Origin of the sequence: Bifidobacterium sp. B4111, assembly GCF_026537235.1 — a bacterium.
Taxonomy (GTDB): domain Bacteria; phylum Actinomycetota; class Actinomycetes; order Actinomycetales; family Bifidobacteriaceae; genus Bombiscardovia.
The window spans coordinates 541,171-561,467 of sequence record NZ_JAFNMO010000001.1 but is presented as its reverse complement, the minus strand read 5'-3'; the positions used below and the strand labels follow the sequence as shown (position 1 = coordinate 561,467).

Genomic DNA, 20,297 nt, shown 5'->3' with positions numbered 1-20,297 from the left:
ACGGATGATCAAGCTTCGCACATGGTGCGCTTCGACCCAGCCGACGAAAGCAAGCCAACACAATCAACCGTGAAAACCGGCACCCTCGCCACTCCCCCGCAACAGAACCCGCAACGTCAAGGCTTCCGATTCGACGGATGGACACGTGACGGCCAGCCCTTCGACTTCCAGACCCCCATCCTCCAGGACACCACCCTGAAAGCCCAATGGACGAAAACCACGGACTGGACACTGAGCCCTGACCACGGGCCCGCCTCCGGCGCCCGGCTGACCATCAACCTGCCCAGCCCGCGGGAACCCTACTACACCAGCATCCAAAGCGCAGGAGACCGGTTTATCGGTCTGACCGGGGACGGCCACATCTACACCTGGACGCAAGACGGCACACCCGTACAATTTCCTCTCCCCACCCAGGCTCCCAACGGGTTCCACTACCTGCAGGCCGCAGCCGACAGCCAATGGCAAGCTGCTCTCGGATCCGACCAGCAGATATACACCTGGACCAACGGACAGCCCACGCCCACCATCCTCGAGACCAGCAAGAACACCAAATTCACCAGCATCAGCATCAACGACGACCGGCTGCTGGCCGTTGACCGGCAAGGACAGATCCACACCTACCAGTCCGGTCAGAACCCGAACCCGAACACGAAATGTATAGAGCAGGCAGCAACCAGCCTGCCCGGAAAGACGCAATCCGTCACAGCCGTCGCCTCCAGCAGCCGGATCCTCGCCCTGGACTCGGACGGGCAAGCCTGGACCTGGGACACGAGCAACACCGGCAACATCAAACCCGAACGCATCAAACAAAACCCGGGCATGCGCATCATCCAAGCCCAAGCCCTCAACCAAGAGTTCCTCCTCCTGGACGCAGAAAGGCAGATCAATTACCTGGCTGACAGCGCGACCAGTTCGACAGCGGTCAGCCTGCCGGAAAGCATGAAAGCCAACTCGATCACAGCCAACGATAGCCAGGCCGTCATCACCGACACGGACGGCCACCTTTGGGCCTGGAAGCCGGGCGAAGCACCCATGCGTATGGACAACGGGAGCCAGCAGTACATGCAGGCCGCCGAAGCCGGCAGCAGGATCACTGCCATAGACGGGCAAGGCAACTTGTTCACCTGGGGCCTGAACCCTCACAGTGATCAGGGCAAGCCTGCAAGAATCGCCACTATCACAACGTTCACACTAGAATCAGCCAGCATGAGCGGCCAGGCATTGACGCTCAGCAAAACAGACGACACCTGGCAGGTAGAAGCTCCAGCCCATAAGCCCGGACCAGTCATCATCACTATCACAGGCAGACAAGATGGCCAGCCATTCACCAGGAGCCTCAAGTACACCGTCGATCGGCCGCTGTTAAGGGATGTCCAACAGGGTTCCACCCACACGGTCACTTTTGATACAGCCGGAGGAGGCCAGGCACCGGAACCCCAGCAAGTCGGCTACCCGTACGGTAGGGTGAAGCGGCCCTCCCCCGACCCGACGCGCGCTGGTTACCAGTTCTACGGATGGTTCATAGGCGAAGTCGCCTACGACTTCAGCAAGCCCGTCACCAAGGACCTCAGACTTACTGCACATTGGTCGTCAAACAAATGGACAATAAGCCCTGATACGGGCAGCCAAATCGGCGGTGAAAGGACCACCATTACCCCACCAACCAATACAAACGGTATCAAGTTCAACCAGATCAGCAGCTCAAACACTGGTTCATTCTCCCTGGCTGTGGGCAGCGACGGGAACGCGTACGCCTGGGGAGACAACACGTATGGCCAGCTCGGCGACGGGACGGCCAAAAACTCCAGATATACGCCGGTCATGGTACAGAAACCTGATCGCAAGACGTATCCAGATCTGCCAACGAATTTCACCTACGTACAGGTCAGCGCCGGAGGTCGGCATTCGTTGGCCGTGGGCAGCGACGGATACGTCTACACTTGGGGAAACAACAATTGGGGCCAACTCGGCAACAACACGAAAACGGATTCGCATGTTCCTGTGCGCGTACGCGACCCCGGCAGCCCTACTGACGAGAGCAGAGGACTAAAGGCCGTACAAGTCAGCGCAGGATATTGGCATTCGCTGGCTCTAAGCAGCGACGGATACGCATACGCCTGGGGATGGAACTGGTATGGCCAACTCGGCAACAACACCAGCGGTTCCAGTGAGTATTCGCCTTTCCCGGTACTCGTGCGCACTCCCGACAGCCCTGCTGATGAGAGTATAGGGCTGAAAGCCATACAGATCAGCGCCGGATACGATCATTCAATGGCCGTGGGCAGCGACGGATATGCATACGCCTGGGGATGGAACGTCAAGGGCCAACTCGGTAACAACACCATCAACGACAGCTACGGTGGAAATCCTTTTCCTGTGCGCGTGTGCGACCCCGCCAACCCTACTGATACGAGCAAAGGACTGAAAGCCTCACAGGTCAGCGCCGGATACTGGCATTCGCTGGCTCTGGGCAGTGACGGATATGCATACTCCTGGGGATACAACTGGTATGGTCAGCTCGGTAACAACACAAAAACGGATTCGTATGTTCCTGTGCCCGTGCGTGACCCCGCCAACCCCACTGATACGAGCAAAGGATTAAAAGCCACACAGATCAGTGCTGGATACTGGCATTCGCTGGCCGTGGGCAGTGACGGATACGTGTACGCATGGGGAAACAACGGAAACGGTCGGCTCGGCGACGGCACCACTAACGGTAAGTTAGCTCCCGTGTCGGTGATGTTCAACCTGCAACCGGTGATCGCCGCAGCCAAGTTCGACACCAGCCCCGGCACACATCTGACTCCTGTCAGCAACAGCAACAGCGTCACAGTGCTCACGCCTGCACATCTGCCAGGCACGGTCACGGTCAGCGTGGACTACACGATGGGCGGCGCGGGAAACACACTGACCGACACGTCCCTCAGATACACGTACACACCTGCAGGCGTGCTCCCTCAGGCCGGCGGTGAGGGCATTCTGCTGGCCCTGGCCACCGGCATGACGGGCATGGGTGGGGTTCTGGCATCCCGCCGCCATAGGCGAGAAACGCAGCAACTCCTACATACTTCACACGAGTAAGAAGGCCGGTAGATGGGTCAATTCCCGTCCACCCGCCTCAATGGGGGCGCATGGAGGAAAGTGTCATACAAGGCTCAATCCCCAAGGAGCCGACACTCCTCCTGCGCCCCCACCACACTTCTATCGACGACAATACGGGCGAGCCGCTCTCGTTTCCGCCTGAGACAGATATTGACGTGGCCAGACTCACTAAGGTCACATGACTCCAAGCCAGCTCAGCTCTCATCCTTGCCTCACGGCTTGGCATAATTGCTTTGAACAACAGCATTCCACCAACTGAGGATGATTATTGTCACGGGACTGCTGAGCTAGTTTATGTGTATTGTTTGCCGGATGGGTGGTATGGTGAAAAACAGGGGTAACGAAAAGACGGCTGGCTTCCGCCATGGTTCCTGCGATCCGGTACAGATCCGGCGTTGAAAGAAAGGACAGCTTTCCGACAAAGACGACATTTATCAGCGAGCTGTTGGCTTCGCTTGGTGTTTGGTGAAGGGGTTTACAAGTCATGCACCTGGTTTCCCAACTGCGTCGCATCATGGTGATGATGATCGTCCTGCTGGGCCTGCTGGCAGGCCTGGGCATCGCATCGCCCAGTCGGACGCTCCTATCCTCACAGGGGGGCTTCAGACCCCTCGTGTATCTGAGCAAACTCCCGCCACTCTCCACAGCAACGCAACCAGCACGCCACTACCCACACCATCACCACTGACACCTTCCTCACCGTTAAGCACCACGACACCAAGCCCAAACACCCCGTCATCGCCGACCGGAACGCCTGACACCACATGATCCGCTTCAACCAAGCCATCCGATAGTGATGATCAAACTCCGCACATGGTGCGCTTCGACCCCGACGACGGCAGCAAGCCAACACAGTCAACCGTGAAAACCGGCACCCTCGCCACTCCCCCGCAACACAATCCGCAACGTCAAGGCTTCCGGTTCGACGGGTGAACACTCGACGGCCAGCCTTTCGACTTCCAGACCCCCATCCTCCAGGACACCACCCTGACAGCCCAATGGTCGAAGACCACGGACTGGACGCTGAATCCGGACCACGGGCCCGCCTCCGGCGCCCGGCTGACCATCAGCCCACCCAGCCCGCAGGAACCCTACTACACCAGCATCCAAAGCGCAGGAAACGAGATCGTAGGCCTGACCGGCGACGGCCGCATCTACACATGGACGCAGGACAACACACCCATGCAGGTTCCCACTCCTGCCCAGGCTCCCGGCGGGTTCCGCTACCTGCAGGTTGCAGCCGGCAGCCGATGGCAGGCCGCCCTCGGATCCGACCAGCAGATATACACCTGGACCCGCGGACAAGCGACACCCACGATTCTTGATACCGGCCAGAACACCAAGTTCACCAGCATCAGCATCAACGGCGGCCGGCTGCTGGCCGTCGACCGGCAGGGACAGGTCCACGCCTACCAGGCCAGCCAAACCGACGGTCCGAACATGAAACCCACAGAACAAGCCACAGTCGACCTGCCCGGTCAGGCTCAGGCAGTACTCTCGGCCGCCACCAGCAGCCGGACCCTCACCCTGGACGCGGACGGGCAGGCCTGGACCTGGCATGCGAGCAACACCGGCAACGTCGAACCCGAACGCATCAGGCAGGACCCGGGCATGCGCATTCTCCAGGCCCAGGCCCTCGACCAGGGGTTCCTCCTCCTGGACGCAGAAAGGCAGATCCATTACCTGGCCGACAACACGACCAGCCCCACAGCGGTCAGCCTGCCGGAACGCATGAAAGCCAACTCGATCAGCGCCAACGACAGACAGGCCGTCATCACCGACACGAACGGCCACCTCTGGGCCTGGAAGCCAGGCGAAACACTCACCCGAGCGGACGACGGGAACCAGCACTACATGCAAGCCGTCAAGACAGGCAGCAGGATCACCGCCATCAGCACGAAGGGCAACATACTCACGTGGAGCCTGGACGGGCAAGGCAAGCGCGGCCAGCCGGCAAGACCCGACACCGCATAGGCACCCACACTGGAATCAGCCGGCATGGACAGCCAGCCGCTCAACCTCACCAAGAACAACGACGCCTGGCAGACAGACATACCCGCCCACAAGCCGGGACAAGCCACCATCACACTCGCCGGCAGACAGGACGGCCAGCCCTTCACCAAAAACCTCAACTACACCGTCGACCAGACGCTGACCAGAGGCACTGAGCAAAAATCCACGTTTACGGTCCACTTCGACACGGACGGAGGAAAACCCGAACCAGCAAACCAGGAATTCCCGACCCCGAACGGCAGGGCGAAGCGGCCCTCCCCCGACCCTGCGCGTGAGGGCTACCAGTTCGACGGATGGTTCACCGGCGAAGTCGCCTACGACTTCAGCAAACCCGTCACCAAGGATCTGACCCTGACCGCCAAATGGACCTTCAAAGACCCCAACAATACATGGAAAATCAACCCCGACCAGGGCAGCCGGCTCGGCAACGAAACCACCATCCTCACCCCGCCAGACACCAGCCGAGGCATCAGGTTCAGCCAGGTCAGCGGATCATCATACGACAGTAGGAGATCCTATGGTTTTTCCTTGGCTGTGGGCAGCGACGAGAACGCCTACGCATGGGGAGACAACTGGTATGGCCAACTCGGCGACGGGACAACCACTCAAAGGACTACACCGGTCAAGGTGAGCAAGCCTGAAGGCACACCCGCGGACTTCACCTACGTGCAAGTCAGCGCCAGAAGTCGGCATTCGCTGGCCCTGGGCAGCGACGGCAACGCCTACGCCTGGGGAGACAACGGCGATGGCCAGCTCGGCGACGGGACAGACACCAGCCGTACTACGCCGGTCAAAGTAGGGAAGCCTACAGACACGACCGCGGATCTCACCTACACACAGGTCAGCGCCGGGAACGATCATTCGCTGGCCGTGGGCAGCGACGGAAACACCTGGGCATGGGGATGCAACCAGGATGGCCCGCTCGGCAACAACACTGTCAGCTGGTACGGTGACGTGAATCCTGTTCCTCCGCGCGTGCGCGACCCCGCCAACCCCACCGACAAGAGCATAGGACTGAAAGCCACACAGGTGAGCGGCGGATTCCATCATTCGCTGGCCGTGGGCAGCGACGGGAACGCCTACGCCTGGGGATGGAACGACAATGGCCAGCTCGGCGACGGCACCACAAACACCAAGTCGGCTCCTGTGCCGGTGGCGTTCAACCTGCAGCTGGTGATCACCGGCGTCAGATTCGACCAGACACCCGTATCAGGTTTGACGCGCGGCGACGGCAGCAGCGTCAGCGTGACAACGCCCGCACACCAGCCGGGCACGGTCACAGTCAGCGTGGACTACACGCTGGGCGGCGCACCCCAAACGCCCGACACCTCCCTCAGGTACACGTACCTGCCTGCAGGCGTGCTCCCCAAGGCAGGCGGGGAAGGCATCCTGCTCGCCCTCGCCACGGGCATGACCGGCATGGGCGGGGTCCTCGCCTCACGCCGCCACAGAAGGGAACAACGCCAACTGCTACACACTTCGCACGAGTAAGAACGGCCGGGCGGCGTATCAATCCCCCCGCCCCCGGCCCATACAGGGGGAGCAGGGAGGAAACGCCAATCAAGGCTCAAACCTCAAGAGAGCCGACACCTCCTCCCGCGCCCCCACCACACTTCTGCAGGCGGAAGCCGAGGGCAGGCATGCACGCCCCCGCCCCCGCCCGGGAGAGGAGGGAAACACGGCCAGGCCAGCCAAAAGGCTCAACAGCCTCCAGCCAGCCCGGCCGCTGTCCATCTCCCTATCCCAGCATAATCGCGCAAACAGCAGCTTCATCCCCGAGCATTCAACCTCGCTCGCCTTCACTCAAAGCCAAGCCTCGACGGGCCATGCTGTGAAAGTTGCGGTATCGTTACCGCACTGATATAACTGAAGGCTGTCAGAACCGTTCGCCTGCCCATGGCGGCGGTCAGGCAACCGCCGAGGTCGGCAGTCCGGCCCGGCGGCCGACCACTTCGACGAAAGGCCATGATGGCGTACGCGACGATCAGGGATGTGGCCCAACGGGCCGGAGTCTCCGTATCGACGGTCTCCCGAGCCCTCAACGACTCCGGGCGCATCTCCCCCGCCACACGACAGCGCATCAACCAGGTCATCCACGACCTGCACTATGTGCCGGACTCCCGGGCCCGATCCATGCACTCCGCACACTCGCGCACCATCGGCCTGCTCATCCCCGACATCCGCAACTCCTACTTCGCGGACCTGGCCTACCTGATCCAGGGCCAGCTGCTCAACCATGGCTTCCAGACCCTGATCTGCACCTCCACCCAGGGCGACCCCGGCGAGGACCGGGCCCAGGTGCGCAACCTACTGGGCCAACACATCGACGGAGCCATCATCGTGCCCGGGCCGCGTTCCTCGCACACCCTGGAGGAGCTGACCAGACGCGGACTGCCCCTGGTCTGCGTGGACCGTGCCGCCGAGGGTGCCGCCGGACGCGACGGACGGACCATCCCCTGCGTGGACGCCGACCCCGAGCCCGGCCTGAGGCAGGCCCTTAAAGATCTGCACGCCGAAGGCCACCGACGCATCACCCTGGTGCCCGGGCCCCTCAAGGAATCGGCCACCTTCCGCGAACGCCTGAACGTCTACCGGGACCTGCTGGCAGACATCGAGGGCATGGACGACCCCCTGTCCGACCAAGTAGAGCCCGGCACCTTCGACCCCGACATGATCGACCTCTGGGCCCGGCAGGGCATCACCGGCGTGCTCTTCGGATCCTCCCTGGATGCCATACGCGCCATCAAAACGGCCCAGTCCCAAGGAATCGGCATCGGCGAGGACCTGTCCATGATCACCTTCGACGACCTGCCCGTCTTCCGCATCCTGACCCCGGCCGTGTCGACCATCTCCCAGCAGATCGACACCATGGGGACCCGCTGCGTGGACATGCTCCTGGCTCTGATGGCAGGCTCGCCCGTGCGGTCGGTCCGGTTGCAGACCAGCTACCGCCACTGCGCCTCGGTGGGTCGCCCGCCCGCACACACCGGCCAGGATCCCTGAACCTGTCACAGCGTGATCATCAAGGCGGACAAGCTCATCAAGGAACGGAGAAACATGATTCAAGATATGGCGGCGGCACCCGACCAGGTGCTCAAGGGACTGGATACCATCACGGGATCCATCTCGGTGGTCGGGTCCATGAATGCGGACTACACCGTCAACACCGACCGGCTGCCCAAGCCCGGCGAGACCATCAACGGGGGTCCCCTGCAGGTGCTGCCCGGGGGCAAGTCGGCCAACCAGGCGGCGACCGCGGCCCGCATCGGCGCGCAGGTCAGGCTCTTCGGGGCCGTGGGATCCGACTCCAACGCCGACTTCCTGCTGGGGCAGCTGGGCAACGCCGGGGTGGACGTCTCCCATGTGATGACCGTGCCGGGAGCCAGCGGAACCACAGTCATCACCGTGGACGCGCGCGGCGAGAACACCATCGTCTACTCCCCCGGCTCCAACGGCAAGGTGGATGTGGACTACGCCCACCGCTCCCGCCAGGCCCTGACCTCGGCCAAGGTGCTGGGCCTGTGCCTGGAGAGCCCCATCGAGACGGTCACCGAGGTCGCGCGCATGGGCCACGAGGCAGGCATGACCGTGCTGCTCAACGACTCCCCCTTCCGCGCCGACCTGCCCGCCGACCTGATCGCCAACTCGGACCTGATCCTGGTCAACGAGCATGAGATGGCCCAGCTGCTGGGCATCGACGAGCCCGAGAACGGCGACTGGCTGGGGGCCGACTGGGACCGGATCAACCAGACCATGCAGGACTTCGGCTTCCACCGGGCCATCGTCACCCTGGGCGGCGAGGGATCCATGGTGCTGGACCAGGGCCAGACCTACCGGATTCACGCCGTGCATGTAGACGCCGTGGACACCACCGGCTGCGGGGACGCCTTTATGGGCACCGTGCTGGCCGGCCTGGCCTCCGACATGACCCTGGTGCAGGCCGCCCAGCTGGCCTCCTACGTCTCCGCCTACGCTGCCACCGGACAGGGGGCGCAGGCCTCCTACGGCACGGCCGAGCAGATTCGGCTGCGCTTCTCCTGAGATTGGGTGCCCTCCCCTGCGTTGTCAGGCCGACGAACCGTTGCAGAATGCACGACGATTCGTCGGCCTGACTGGTATCTGTGGAATACAGGCTGGATGGATGGATATGGGGTGCATACTTGTTGCCGGTTGCCAATTGCCGGTTGAGCACAAATGTGGAATCCATATGGAACCCAAACTCATTGCCGACTGAGCGCAAGTCTGCGATCCGCTCTCACTGCCTGTTGAATCCAAGCACAGAATCCATACTTATTGCCAGTTAAAGCCCTCCAAGGGTTGGGACGTGCATTGGGGTACGCATACGTCTCGGCCGTGCATGCTATGCAGAAAGCCATTCCATGTAAGAATGCGTGTACATAAGAATGCATGTACAGCACCACGGCAAGGAACGGTACTAGGCCTCCCAAAGCCAAAGCGGCTAGACCGATAACGGCAATCGCCATCTGCAAAGCCGCCATCTTCCGACTCGCTATCTTCCGACTCGCCATTCAGCACCCACTTCCGATTGCGACTGCTCCGACTTATCCACTTTGAGACAGCCTGGGCCCACATTTGACCACATCATCCCTCGGACTGATGGCACCTCCCTCCGCCCCCGAATAGTGTTCATTCCATGAACACAGTCAGTCAAACAGCGCAGCGACCAATCACCAGGTCCAACAATCGAACGCTGCTGACTGACGCTCTCTTCGCCATCCTTCTGTTGCTTCTAGTGAGCGGCTCCACCGCCAATCTCAAAGATGGAGCCCTGATCCCCTTGCAGGAAAACCTAACCCTGATGTGGACGGTCCTGCTCATAACCCCTGCCGTTATCCGTCGTCGATTCCCCGACCTGGCAGCCTGGCTCTTCGTTGCTGTGGCTCTGGCTCAGCTTTTCTTGGGACCAGCCATCATGCCCGCCCATGCAGTCTGCCTGGTTATGGTCTATTCCTGTCTGCTCTACGGACGCCCATCCTTGCGTCGACTCTACCTGACCTTGGCCTGGGTCATGACGCCCTTGTCCAGCCTTATCTTCACATTGGTCGATTTGGGGTTTCTGCCTCCGGGAAGAGCACAGCCGAACCTCACCTCTATGTGGCCGATCTCATTCAGAGAACTGGCGACCACCTTCCTATCGAATTTTCTGATCGAAGGGCTTTTACTGCTCGTAGCCATCGTCGCAGCCTACTGGACGCGGACCAGGCGAGATGCCCTTGACGAGGCTCGTCGACGCAACCACGCTCTGGCCCTGCAGGCAGAACAGAGCGCTGCCCTGTCCGCCAGCGCTGAGCGGGCCCGCATAGCTCGTGACATGCATGATGTCGTCGCCCACACACTGTCCATCGTCATCGTGCAGGCCGATGCCGGCAGATACGCAGCCACTGCCGATGCGAGCCTAGCCCTCAAGACTATGCGCACCATCGATCAAGAGAGCCGTCGCGCCCTACGCGAGCTGAGCTCTCTCTTCGGCAAACTCAAATCACCGACCAACCCAGCGGCCGAAACCAGCCAAAAAACAGCGGATTCCCCTCCCGGTCAACACCCGTCTTCCCTACCACCAACCGACCCTGCCGACATCCATACCCTTGACCAATCTCAAACAACCACCCAAACGAATTCCCCTCGTCAATCCGCGAACGCTCATGATCCGAATCCACCCGGAACGGATCGCACTCAGCCAAGCCAAGCCAGCGACTATCTTCACACAGGCAAAGAGACTCCAGCTGCTAACACTGCCAAGGCTAACGTTGATACGGCCGACAATGCGTGTATTTGGTCCTCAGATGCCACCTCTTCAAGCAATCCGCCGACCAGCTACGAATCATGGACAAACTTGATAGATGCCGCCCAACTTGCTCAGCCAGAATCTCAATTCAACCGACGCCTCGAAGGCCGACCCCACCCAGAAAAGTTGGATCGCAGCCGCGCCATGACTGCTTATCGGGTCCTCCAAGAAGCCTTGACCAACGTTCGCAAGCATGCCGCTCCGGCTTCGGATGTGCTGATTGAAGAACAGTGGCTCACAGACGGTCTGTGCCTCACCATTGACGACCACCCGCTCGACCATGCCACTACCAATTCAGATTCTCCGCCGCAGATGGATCGACCTGAGCATTCAGATTTCGGCCTTTTGGGAATGCGCGAACGACTGACTTCCCTGGGTGGCAGCCTTCAAGCTGGTCCCAAGCCAGAAGGCGGTTACCACCTCCAGGCGCGGATTCCTTTTGCTGCTCCGCCAAAACCCGACCCTGAAGCAGGAATACACGTCAACCGACAAACGCAATGGTCCTTGCGTTCGATTGTCTCCACGCTCTTCGTTTGGTTCCAACGCCATCCGTTGACGGCAGACCTGGGTCTGGTAATCGGAATCGTATTGGTAGAAAATCCAGGTCAAGCTCTTGCCATAGCACCTGTCACTCCCCAATATGATCCAGGCCGGCCAGCAAGAATCATTGCCACACTAGCTATCGCTTTGCCCCTGATTGTGCGCAGGGTCCGTCCCGGCATTTGCGCCGCCATAGTAGCTGCAGTTGCCGCCCTGCTGCTCCTTTTCTCGCCCTGGCTACCAGAAGCTGCAGCCTTATCCCCAATCGCCGTCTATTCAGCAATGGTTTACGGTAAAGACACCACCAGGCGCTGGGTTCCGTTCGCGGTCATCACAGATATGGTTTTGTGGACTGTCAGATGTGCAGTCAATAACCAAGGGTGTCCCACCATTTTGTCCTACATAACAAAAGGACCAGCAGAAGCCTCTTTTTCTGCATCCCATTTAGCGCTTTTCATAGTGATGGCCGCGCCGGCCTTGATCTGTCTGCTGACCATTCTGATTGCCTCACGCCGACGCACTCGTGGTTCGGTTCTGCTTCTCCAGCAGGAGCGCGAGCGCGCGCTAAACCAGACCTTGCAGGAAAGCCAGGCTCTGGCAGCCAATCAAGAGCGTGAACTTATCGGCGCCACCATGCAGGTAGAGGTGGCCGCCACACTGAATACAGTCATTGCATCCACCGGCAAGGCCATCGCCGAGTTGAACGATTATCGAGCCAAGGAGGTGGACCCTCACCCAGAACAGGTAGCGCAAGCCTTCGGCGACATTGCAACCCAAGGACGCCAGGCCCTGGCTCGCATGCGACAACTGCTCACTGTCCTGCGTCACAGTTCCAGTACTGATTTGCGTTCAGACAATGACACCACCGACGTGTCAGACGTGAGCACCAATTCAGACAGGAACCATATGGTCGATCCCACCCACAAGACCGCACCATTGCCGGCTCTTCACCCAGCCAAACCCTTGCCAGTAGATCTTGACGATCGGCTTGACAACCCTCCGCAACATTCGCAACAGGATAAGGAATCAAAGCGCGTCCAATCGGACCAACCGGACTGCAGACATGAGCGTTCTTGATGATGTGCACCTCCTATGGCGAGCACACAGGAAATGGATACACAGGAAATGAACACAGCAGGCAATGAGCCCAGCAGAAGAATCGAGCATTCTATGAATCACGGACCGGAAGATCAGCCCAGCCCAGGAATCAACGACAGAAGCGGATCACTTCACCATTTGGTAGTGGCTCCGTCAACAGTTATTTCGGTAACAATCACTCAGACAGCCATTGCTTAGACAACACTCAGTCAGACAGCGATTACCTTGGCTACAAATTGAGACCAGTCGCAATTCCTAGCCACACTCGACTCAGATAAAATCGGATGGTGGCGCTGACCATCATCTAGCGGAAAGAAGCAGGCAGTTATGGAACGGACCGAACCCATCAGCGTTGCCATCGTGGATGACCAGGATCTGGTCCGGGCTGGCTTTGCCATGGTCATCGGCTCCCAGGATGACATGACCGTGGTTGGCCAAGGCGCGGACGGCGATCAAGCGGTGGACCTGGCTTCACGCCTGCGGCCTGATGTGATCCTCATGGATGTCCGAATGCCCGGCATGGATGGTTTGACAGCCACCCGCCGGATCACTGCTCTGTCGCCTGACCGTCCGGAGCCCAGGGTCATTGTGCTGACCACCTTCGATCTTGAAGAATACGTCATGGCTGCCATAAAAGCCGGCGCATCAGGATTTCTGCTCAAGGATACCGAACCTGAAACCCTCTTGTCCTCCATCCGTACAGTTCACCAGGGCAATGCGATCATCGCCCCTTCGGCTACAAAACGCCTAATCGAGCATATGGCTCATGACAAGCCTGAGACCAAATCCATGCCATCGGGCTCAACCTATCGCGATCCCGAAGCGGACCTGCTCACTGATCGCGAGTTGCAGGTCCTGGCTCTCATAGCCCAAGGCCTGAGCAACCAGGAGATTGCCGACAATCTGGGGATCTCACTGCCCACGGTGAAAACCCATGTCACTCACATTCTCCAGAAAAACAATGCCCGCGACCGTGTCCAAGCAGTGGTCTTCCCTTACGAAAACCATCTGGTATGAACACGGCCATCAAGCAGTATCAATCATCACTGAGCGCCTCAATGGGTGAAACCTTAACTGCCTCCCTGGCTGGCAGCACACTGGCTGCCACCGCAGCCAGCAAGGCCACCGGCAGTACCAGCGCAAAAGCCGACCATGGCACGGTGAAGGTCACGGATCCTAAGGGAACAAAGACCTGATAGGCTCCTATCCACCCGAATAGCATTCCTAGAACGATTCCAGCCAGACTGGCTCCTAGGGCAATCATGCAGGCTTCGACTCCCAAGGATCGGCGAACCTGGACGCTGCTCATGCCGATTGCTCTAAGCGTGGCGGTCTCACGACGGCGTTCCAGCACCGACATCATCAAAGTGTTGGAGACCCCTATGAGGGCGATAATGACCGCAACGCCCAGCAATGCCACCATGATCGCCAGCAAGGAATCGATTCTTTCGCCCCATAGTCTCTTTTGCGTCAGCCCACCGCTGATAGCCATGTCGTCATGCTCTCCGACAGCCTGACGTATGTCATCCAAGAGCAGTGCGGCATCACGATCTCTCTGCGTCCTGATCCAGATTTCATGCGTCTCGGTGTTTATCCCAGCGACATTCTGGGGATCCGTGATTGCATAGACGCCACTGGTATCCAGCCCGCCGAATCCGGCAAAGACCCCGGTCAATGTTCTTCTTGTAACTGACTCTTTTCCACGTTCATCGTCCGCCTGAGGATCAGCTATCGACAACTTCAACTGACTTCCGCTCCGGTAACCGGAATACTTGGAAATCGTTCTGGTCGATACCAGCAGTGCATCCGACCTTTGCATACCCAGACCCAGATCGGCATGAAGCACACGCCTGATACGTGAAGCATCCAAGGCATAGACAGTCATGGAATCTTGTGAGGGACCTCCCGACTCGACCTTGGCATTGAATCTCTGCACCAGCTCTGCATCAGCAACACCTTTGATCCGCTCAATGGCCCGCACATTATTCTTGTTCAGCCCCTGGCCAGATATTTCAATATCCAAGGAATAACGCTGATCAATATCCTTGGCCAAGGTCCGTTTAGTGGTTACCGCACCTGTAGCTAGAGTGGAGACCAGGGTTACGCCAATCAGCAGAGCAACACCTGTGGCAGCTACTCGTGAGGGATTTCGAGCGATATTCGCCACTCCAACCCTGCAAGATGGTCCAATCCGGGACACAGGTCTACCCAGGCAACGCAGAAGAGATGGAATCCATCGACGCGCACCGATCAGCGCACCCAGAAAAATCAGCAAAACACCCAATACTGCGAGACCCAGCAAGAGTTCCTGCTGATTACTGGTCTGGACTGTATCGCCGGTGTTTGTCCTGACTAGCTCCCTGACGCGCCAAGAGGACCAGATCACGAACGCTATGCCAATGACCGCCAACAGGATGCTGATCAGCAGACCGGTCCGTTTCCTGTTTCCTTGCTCCTGATAATCCAGTGGCTGCAGGGCTTCAAGCGGTCTGACTTTGATAGCCGTACGCGTAGACCCAAAGGCAGCCACCAAGGTTGCCAGAACGCCAAGCGCAAATGGAACCAAAAGGGCAGCAGGAGTAAGCAGAAGTGCAAGCTCCATGGTGCCCGAATGCAAACCAAGGCAACCGGCAAGACCCATCAAGCCCATGGCCAGCAGGATGCCAATCAAGGACGATATGACACCAAGAAGCAGTGCCTGCTGCAGCACGCCTAACCTGATTTGCCGTCGATCCGCACCAATAACCCTCAGCAGGGCCAGATACCTGCGCTGTCTGGCCACCATGATCTGGAAGGTGTTGGCAATCACCAAGGCAGCCACCACCATGGCCAGCACACCGAAAGTCATGAGGAAGACAGTCATGATGTTCACACCATTGCCAGTCTGGTCACTGAGCAGCCTGTCCTCCATGGCGCGACGGCCCTCCAACCGTTATCCGTCAGGAACGTATCGACTGATGTCATGCAGAGTGTTCTGAAGTTCCTTGCCTTGGCCATTAACCAACAGATAGATGTTTTCCAAAGGAGGGGACTCCGGTCCAACCATTCCCACCTTAGTCAGCAGACGACCAATCCGAGAACCCGTCAGCACCACAGCTCCGCCGAAGTCGTCGTACTGTCCACCACGGCTCTTGCTGATACCTGAGATGGTCAAGTTCACAGAACCTTGGTCAACAAGGCGTTCTTTATTTGAAGAATCCTGAGCACTGTCACTTTCTGGGAGCATCAACGGGGATAGATGGAGGCGCACTTTATCACCAAGGCTGGCCTGTAGCCTGTCAGCGACGGAACGCGGCAGTACCACCTGATCGTCTGAATCCGGCCATTGTCCCCGATCCAAATCGATAGGCATGAGCTCCTGCCTGGCACCCATAATGGCCAGAATCCCCTTGCTGGACCGACCGTTTGCTTCCGTATCCACCATGAGGTTGACATCGGGGCGCAGACCACGAACCCCCTGCAGTTTCGACAACCCCCTGCTATCGAACTCGTCGAACAGAATTGGCTTGTCCTGATCCCTTCTGGCTGTCACAGCATAGTTGGCTTGGCCGGCATCCATGCTGATCTCGCGACGCATGGAGGCATTCGCCACGTTGCCAAAAAGAAGTGTCAGGCACATAAAGAGGGTGCCGATCACGATGGCCAGACCAGCCGGCATCATCATTCGTGCATCGCGCTTCATCATCGTACGGGTTATACGCCACACAATGCACCCCCTAGTCCTGTACCCGGGAATAGTCAGCAGCGCCAGCCGAAACTTGTTCAGCCAGAAGATCGTTCATGGCTTTCACCGTCGGATCCTGTCGGTCCGCAACGATCTGTCCGTCGGCAAAGACCAGCGCACGGTCGGCATAGGATGCGGCATAGGCATCATGGGTGACTGATGACGGTCTGGTTCAGCTCGCGTACGGAATCGCGCAGGAACTTCAGAACACCAGTGCTGGCGGCCAGGTCCAGGTTCCCCGTCGGTTCGTCCGCGAAGACCAGACCGGGTTTGGTTATCAGCGCTCTGGCGATGGCGACCCGCTGCTGCTGCCCCCCGGATAATTCCCCGGGAAGATGGTCCAGCCTCTCCGACAAACCCAGAGTATCTACCAGCTGCTCCATCCACGAGTTGTCGGGCCGAACGCCATCCAGTACCAGCGGCATGAGGATGTTCTGTTTGGCCGTGAACATAGGCAGCAGGTTGAAGCTCTGGAAGATGAATCCCAGATGTCGTCGCCTGATCAGGGTCAGCTGACGGTCGTCCACTCGTGTCAGGTCGACTCGGCCAGCCTGATCGATCGATGAATGATGACGATGTCTGCTCTTCGGCTGCAGAAGATCAGCGGCCATATAGACATGGCCAGAGGTGACAGTACCCAGACCGGCCAGAACGTGCATGAGCGTTGACTTGCCCGAACCTGAAGGCCCCATGATGGCCGTGAACCGGCCACGTTCAAAATTCACGTCAATTCCGCGCAGGGCATGGACAGCATTCGAGCCTTGCCCATAATCCTTGGTCAGCTGCCTGGCGCTGACGGCCGGCGGTCCCGCGACGCCTGGGCCTGCACTGTCGATTAACCCTTGTGAAGGTGAAGTATCCGCTTTGTTCTGCATGGTGCTCCTTATCCGCCAGGAAGCCTTTCTCCCGTTAGCTTCCGACCCTATGCGGCTATCAGCTGCCGCGATATGGTCCCTAGGAAGGATGAAAATAATCATTCTTACGGATGAGTGCGCTGAAAAACTCTTCCTGTTAGGCTGGCACCATCCAAATAAACGCGGAGCGGCGGGGATGGACATCTGGGAGATGAAGAACATCATGTTCAGCGCAAAAGACGTGAGCCTCAAGACATGCAACCATCGGATCAATGGATTGCAACAGTTACCTCGATCTCCTTGATTGACTCCGGGAATATCAAGGTCCCTTCGCTCAAGCCGGCTCCCTTCCAAGCAGCATCAGTAAAGACGGCATCTGGGGAGACAAATCAATCATTCCCGACGCCGACCAAGGCGCGCTGGGATAAAGGCTGGTGCTTATGATGCGCGCTGGTTGCTTGCCGTCATTCCTCAGCAAGAGCCACAACCGGTGGAGTCCGGTTGACGCGTCTAGCTGGCAGGACGCTTGCCAGGATCGCCGCTACGAGTGCCACCACCAGAATCACCAGTCCAGTGGACCAGGGAATGGGGAAAGCCACAGTCCCCAGAGAGGAGAAGATCTCATAGGCTGCAGCCCAGCCGAAGAGCAGGCCCAGGACCATGCCAGACAAGGACGACCCCAGGGCTATCAGCCCTGACTCCACAGCCAAGGACCGACTGATCTGCTTGCGGGTCATCCCGATGGCCCGCAGGGTGGCGGACTCACGCCGACGTTCCAGCACCGAAAGGGAAAGCGTGTTGGCCACGCCGATCAAGGCGATGGCAACTGCCACCGCCAGCAGGGCGAGGATAATCATGAGCAGGTTGTCGATGGTCCGGTCCCACTGTTGCTTCTCAGCCAGCCCGCCCTTCACGGAAACAGCCGAATACCCAGAAAGTGCACTCTTCACCTTGTCTATGAACGCCGAGACTGTTGGCGAGCCATGGACCTTGGCCCAGATCTGCACGGTCTGAGGCTGAACGCCATTGAGCGAGGAGGAGTCGGTCAGGCCATATAAATCGCTGGCATCAATCCCCTGGAAGGGCGCGTAGACACTGGTCACGAAGAGTCTTTGAGCCACCGATGCGGATCCGCCTTGAGCGTCGCCTTGAATTGGGTTGAGTACATTGAGTCCCAGATTTCCGCCGTCATGAAAATCCTTCTGTTTATCCATGAGGCTTTTTGGAAGCAGAAGGGCATCTTGTCCGGAAAGATCCTTGCCGACCTTGGCATTCAGGAGGCGATCGATCTTGTGTGCATCCAGGGCGAAAATAGTCATTCCTGCACCGTTCTCGCCGCCTGATTTGACCATGGCAGCATACTGGGGCACCAGTTCGGCCTGTGCGACCCCGTCGATCCGTCGAATGGCGTTCAGAGCCTTGGCATCCAGGCCATCGGCGCTGATCTGCAGATCGACCGAGTAGTGCTCATCCATCATGTCGGCCATGGTCTGCTTGGCACTGGCGGCGCCTGTGGTCAAGGTGGCGACCAGCGTTACGCCGATCAGGAGGGCGGTACCTGTTGCCGCCACACGGGAATGATTCCGTGCAATGTTAGCCACGGCGATTGTGGACGAGGGCCCAATCCGCGAAACCAGGGACCCGACTCCCTTGAGCATGAAAGGAATCCAACGATTGGCGCTGAAAAGGATACCTAGGAAGGCAAGGACAATGCCGATGACAGCCATGGCAGCGACGATATTCGGCCCGTCTCCGGATGCCTTGCTGGCCTTGTCTGCCGTGACATTGAGCCTGACCTGCCAGAGAGACCAGACCGTCATGGTGATGCCCAGCAGAATCATGACCACGCTGACAAACAGTCGTATTCTGCTCGTCCGCTTGTTCTGCAGAAGATCGGCAGGCCTCAGCGCCTCCAAAGGACTGACCCTGGTGGCGGCCCATGAAGATCCCAGGGAGGCCAAGACCGTAACGACGATGCCGAAAACGAGAGGCACCAGGATGACTGCCGGAGTCAGCTTCAATTGGAAGTAGAGGGAACTCGTATGAGCCTTGGCTACACCCAGAACGGCCATGATGCCGATGGCGGCGACGACCCCGATCAGGGAGGCCACAGCGCCCAGGATGACGGAGCGTAACAGGACGCTGGCCCTGACCTGCCCCTTATCGGCGCCTATTGTCCTCAGGAGGGCCAGGTAGCGACGTTGCCGAGCCACCATAACCTGGAAGGTGTTAGCTATGACGGTGGCAGCCACAAACATGGCCAGCGTGCCAAAGACCAGAAGGAAGGTGGTCACGGGGTTTTGGGAACCGCCGAGTGCGGTCTTGACCAGTCGGTCCTCCATAGTGTGACGGTCCTCAAGGGAATAGCCGGAAGGCATGAGCTTGCGCAGAGAGGCCAGACTCCCATCGAGGTCGCTGCCCTGCCCGCCAACATTCAGGTAAACGTTCTGAGCATACAGGTTACCCATGTTGCCAAGACCTGCTGTAGCCATCAAGGCATCTATGGTCTTGGGGGTCAGTACGATTGCGCCGCCCGATTCGCCAAACCTGTCGCCCTCGTTGCCCTGGTTCGAACTGACACCCGACAAGGTCAGCGGCTTCGATATGAACCTACCCGCAACCTGGTCAGCGCTGGCTTGCCCTTTCGGCCCAAGGTCCTCGGAAATATACAGCATGTTAGGCGACAGGTTCAGATCCACCTTGTCACCGAGGGAAAGCTTGAGCCTGGACACAGTCGGCCCGGGTAGAACCACCTGGTCATCAGAGCTAGGCCAGGATCCCTTGGCCAGACCGATCGGCATCAGCGATGAATCCGCCATAGGAATGGCAATCACGCTCTCGCTCTTGATCTTGCCGACGCGGACATCCACCATGAGCTGGGTGTCTGATCTGACTGCGTGAACACCTGGGACTTTTGCCAGCTCCTCGGTTTTGAAGTCCTTCACCCTTTTCTGCTCTGAATGGTTGCCCTCCGCAGGGATGATGGCGTAGTTGGCCTGGGCGGCATCGGATGAGACCATCCGCCGCATGGAAACGTCCATGGTGTTGCCGAAGAGGAAGGTCATGGCGATGAACAGTGTTCCGACGACAATGGCGATGCCGGCGGGAACCATCATGCCCAGGTCATGCCGCATCATTTTCCTAGCAACGAACCACATGA

Annotated in this window: 10 protein-coding genes and 1 pseudogene; 7 read left to right on the top strand and 4 right to left on the bottom strand. The window is 59.0% G+C overall.

All coding sequences use genetic code 11. The annotated features are described in order from the left end of the window. The first annotated feature begins 69 nt into the window (after positions 1–69). From J3T93_RS02595 to J3T93_RS02570, 7 genes are all read left to right on the top strand, one after another. Positions 70–3,081: an InlB B-repeat-containing protein gene (locus J3T93_RS02595; RefSeq protein WP_267430421.1), complete on the top strand. Its 3,012-nt coding sequence runs from the start codon at positions 70–72 to the stop codon at positions 3,079–3,081. A 1,203-nt stretch (positions 3,082–4,284) separates the two neighbouring features. Beyond that, on the top strand, positions 4,285–5,076 hold the full coding sequence (locus J3T93_RS09955; RefSeq protein WP_324123862.1) for a hypothetical protein: 792 nt from the start codon (positions 4,285–4,287) through the stop codon (positions 5,074–5,076). Between the two features lie 24 nt (positions 5,077–5,100). Next, positions 5,101–6,606, top strand: a complete 1,506-nt coding sequence (locus J3T93_RS09950) for an InlB B-repeat-containing protein (RefSeq protein ID WP_324123861.1) — start codon at positions 5,101–5,103, stop codon at positions 6,604–6,606. A 474-nt stretch (positions 6,607–7,080) separates the two neighbouring features. Further along, positions 7,081–8,118 carry a LacI family DNA-binding transcriptional regulator gene (locus J3T93_RS02585; RefSeq protein ID WP_267430420.1) on the top strand — a complete coding sequence of 346 codons (1,038 nt, stop codon included), beginning with the start codon at positions 7,081–7,083 and terminating at the stop codon, positions 8,116–8,118. 54 nt (positions 8,119–8,172) lie between these two features. Beyond that, positions 8,173–9,156: a ribokinase gene (locus J3T93_RS02580; protein ID WP_416378813.1), complete on the top strand. Its 984-nt coding sequence runs from the start codon at positions 8,173–8,175 to the stop codon at positions 9,154–9,156. Between the two features lie 976 nt (positions 9,157–10,132). After that, complete coding sequence (locus J3T93_RS02575; protein WP_267430419.1) at positions 10,133–12,538, top strand: sensor histidine kinase; 2,406 nt, start codon at positions 10,133–10,135, stop codon at positions 12,536–12,538. Between the two features lie 348 nt (positions 12,539–12,886). Then, positions 12,887–13,576: a response regulator gene (locus J3T93_RS02570; RefSeq protein WP_267430418.1), complete on the top strand. Its 690-nt coding sequence runs from the start codon at positions 12,887–12,889 to the stop codon at positions 13,574–13,576. 19 nt (positions 13,577–13,595) lie between these two features. Here the strand turns inward: J3T93_RS02570 and J3T93_RS02565 are convergent, their stop codons facing one another. From J3T93_RS02565 to J3T93_RS02550, 4 genes and pseudogenes are all read right to left on the bottom strand, one after another. Then, a complete protein-coding gene (locus J3T93_RS02565) occupies positions 13,596–15,470 on the bottom strand; it encodes an FtsX-like permease family protein (protein WP_267430417.1) in 1,875 nt (624 codons plus the stop codon). Positions 15,471–15,491: 21 nt separating this feature from the next. Beyond that, entirely contained in the window at positions 15,492–16,196 is a 705-nt protein-coding gene (locus J3T93_RS02560; protein WP_267430416.1) for an ABC transporter permease, read from the bottom strand. A 79-nt stretch (positions 16,197–16,275) separates the two neighbouring features. After that, positions 16,276–17,158, bottom strand: a pseudogene (locus J3T93_RS02555) (ABC transporter ATP-binding protein). 443 nt (positions 17,159–17,601) lie between these two features. Continuing rightward, positions 17,602–20,274 (bottom strand): ABC transporter permease, encoded by a 2,673-nt coding sequence (locus J3T93_RS02550; RefSeq protein ID WP_267430415.1) that lies wholly within the window; start codon positions 20,272–20,274, stop codon positions 17,602–17,604. Between the last annotated feature and the right edge of the window lie 23 nt (positions 20,275–20,297).

What these genes read in the sequence shown, in the direction of transcription:
- J3T93_RS02565 (WP_267430417.1), bottom strand. Translation starts at nt 15,470, where the DNA reads ATGGAGGACAGGCTGCTCAGTGACCAGACTGGCAATGGTGTGAACATC.
- J3T93_RS02550 (WP_267430415.1), bottom strand. Translation starts at nt 20,274, where the DNA reads ATGATGCGGCATGACCTGGGCATGATGGTTCCCGCCGGCATCGCCATT.
- J3T93_RS02585 (WP_267430420.1), top strand. Translation starts at nt 7,081, where the DNA reads ATGATGGCGTACGCGACGATCAGGGATGTGGCCCAACGGGCCGGAGTC.
- J3T93_RS09950 (WP_324123861.1), top strand. Translation starts at nt 5,101, where the DNA reads ATGGACAGCCAGCCGCTCAACCTCACCAAGAACAACGACGCCTGGCAG.
- J3T93_RS02580 (WP_416378813.1), top strand. Translation starts at nt 8,173, where the DNA reads ATGATTCAAGATATGGCGGCGGCACCCGACCAGGTGCTCAAGGGACTG.
- J3T93_RS09955 (WP_324123862.1), top strand. Translation starts at nt 4,285, where the DNA reads ATGCAGGTTCCCACTCCTGCCCAGGCTCCCGGCGGGTTCCGCTACCTG.
- J3T93_RS02570 (WP_267430418.1), top strand. Translation starts at nt 12,887, where the DNA reads ATGGAACGGACCGAACCCATCAGCGTTGCCATCGTGGATGACCAGGAT.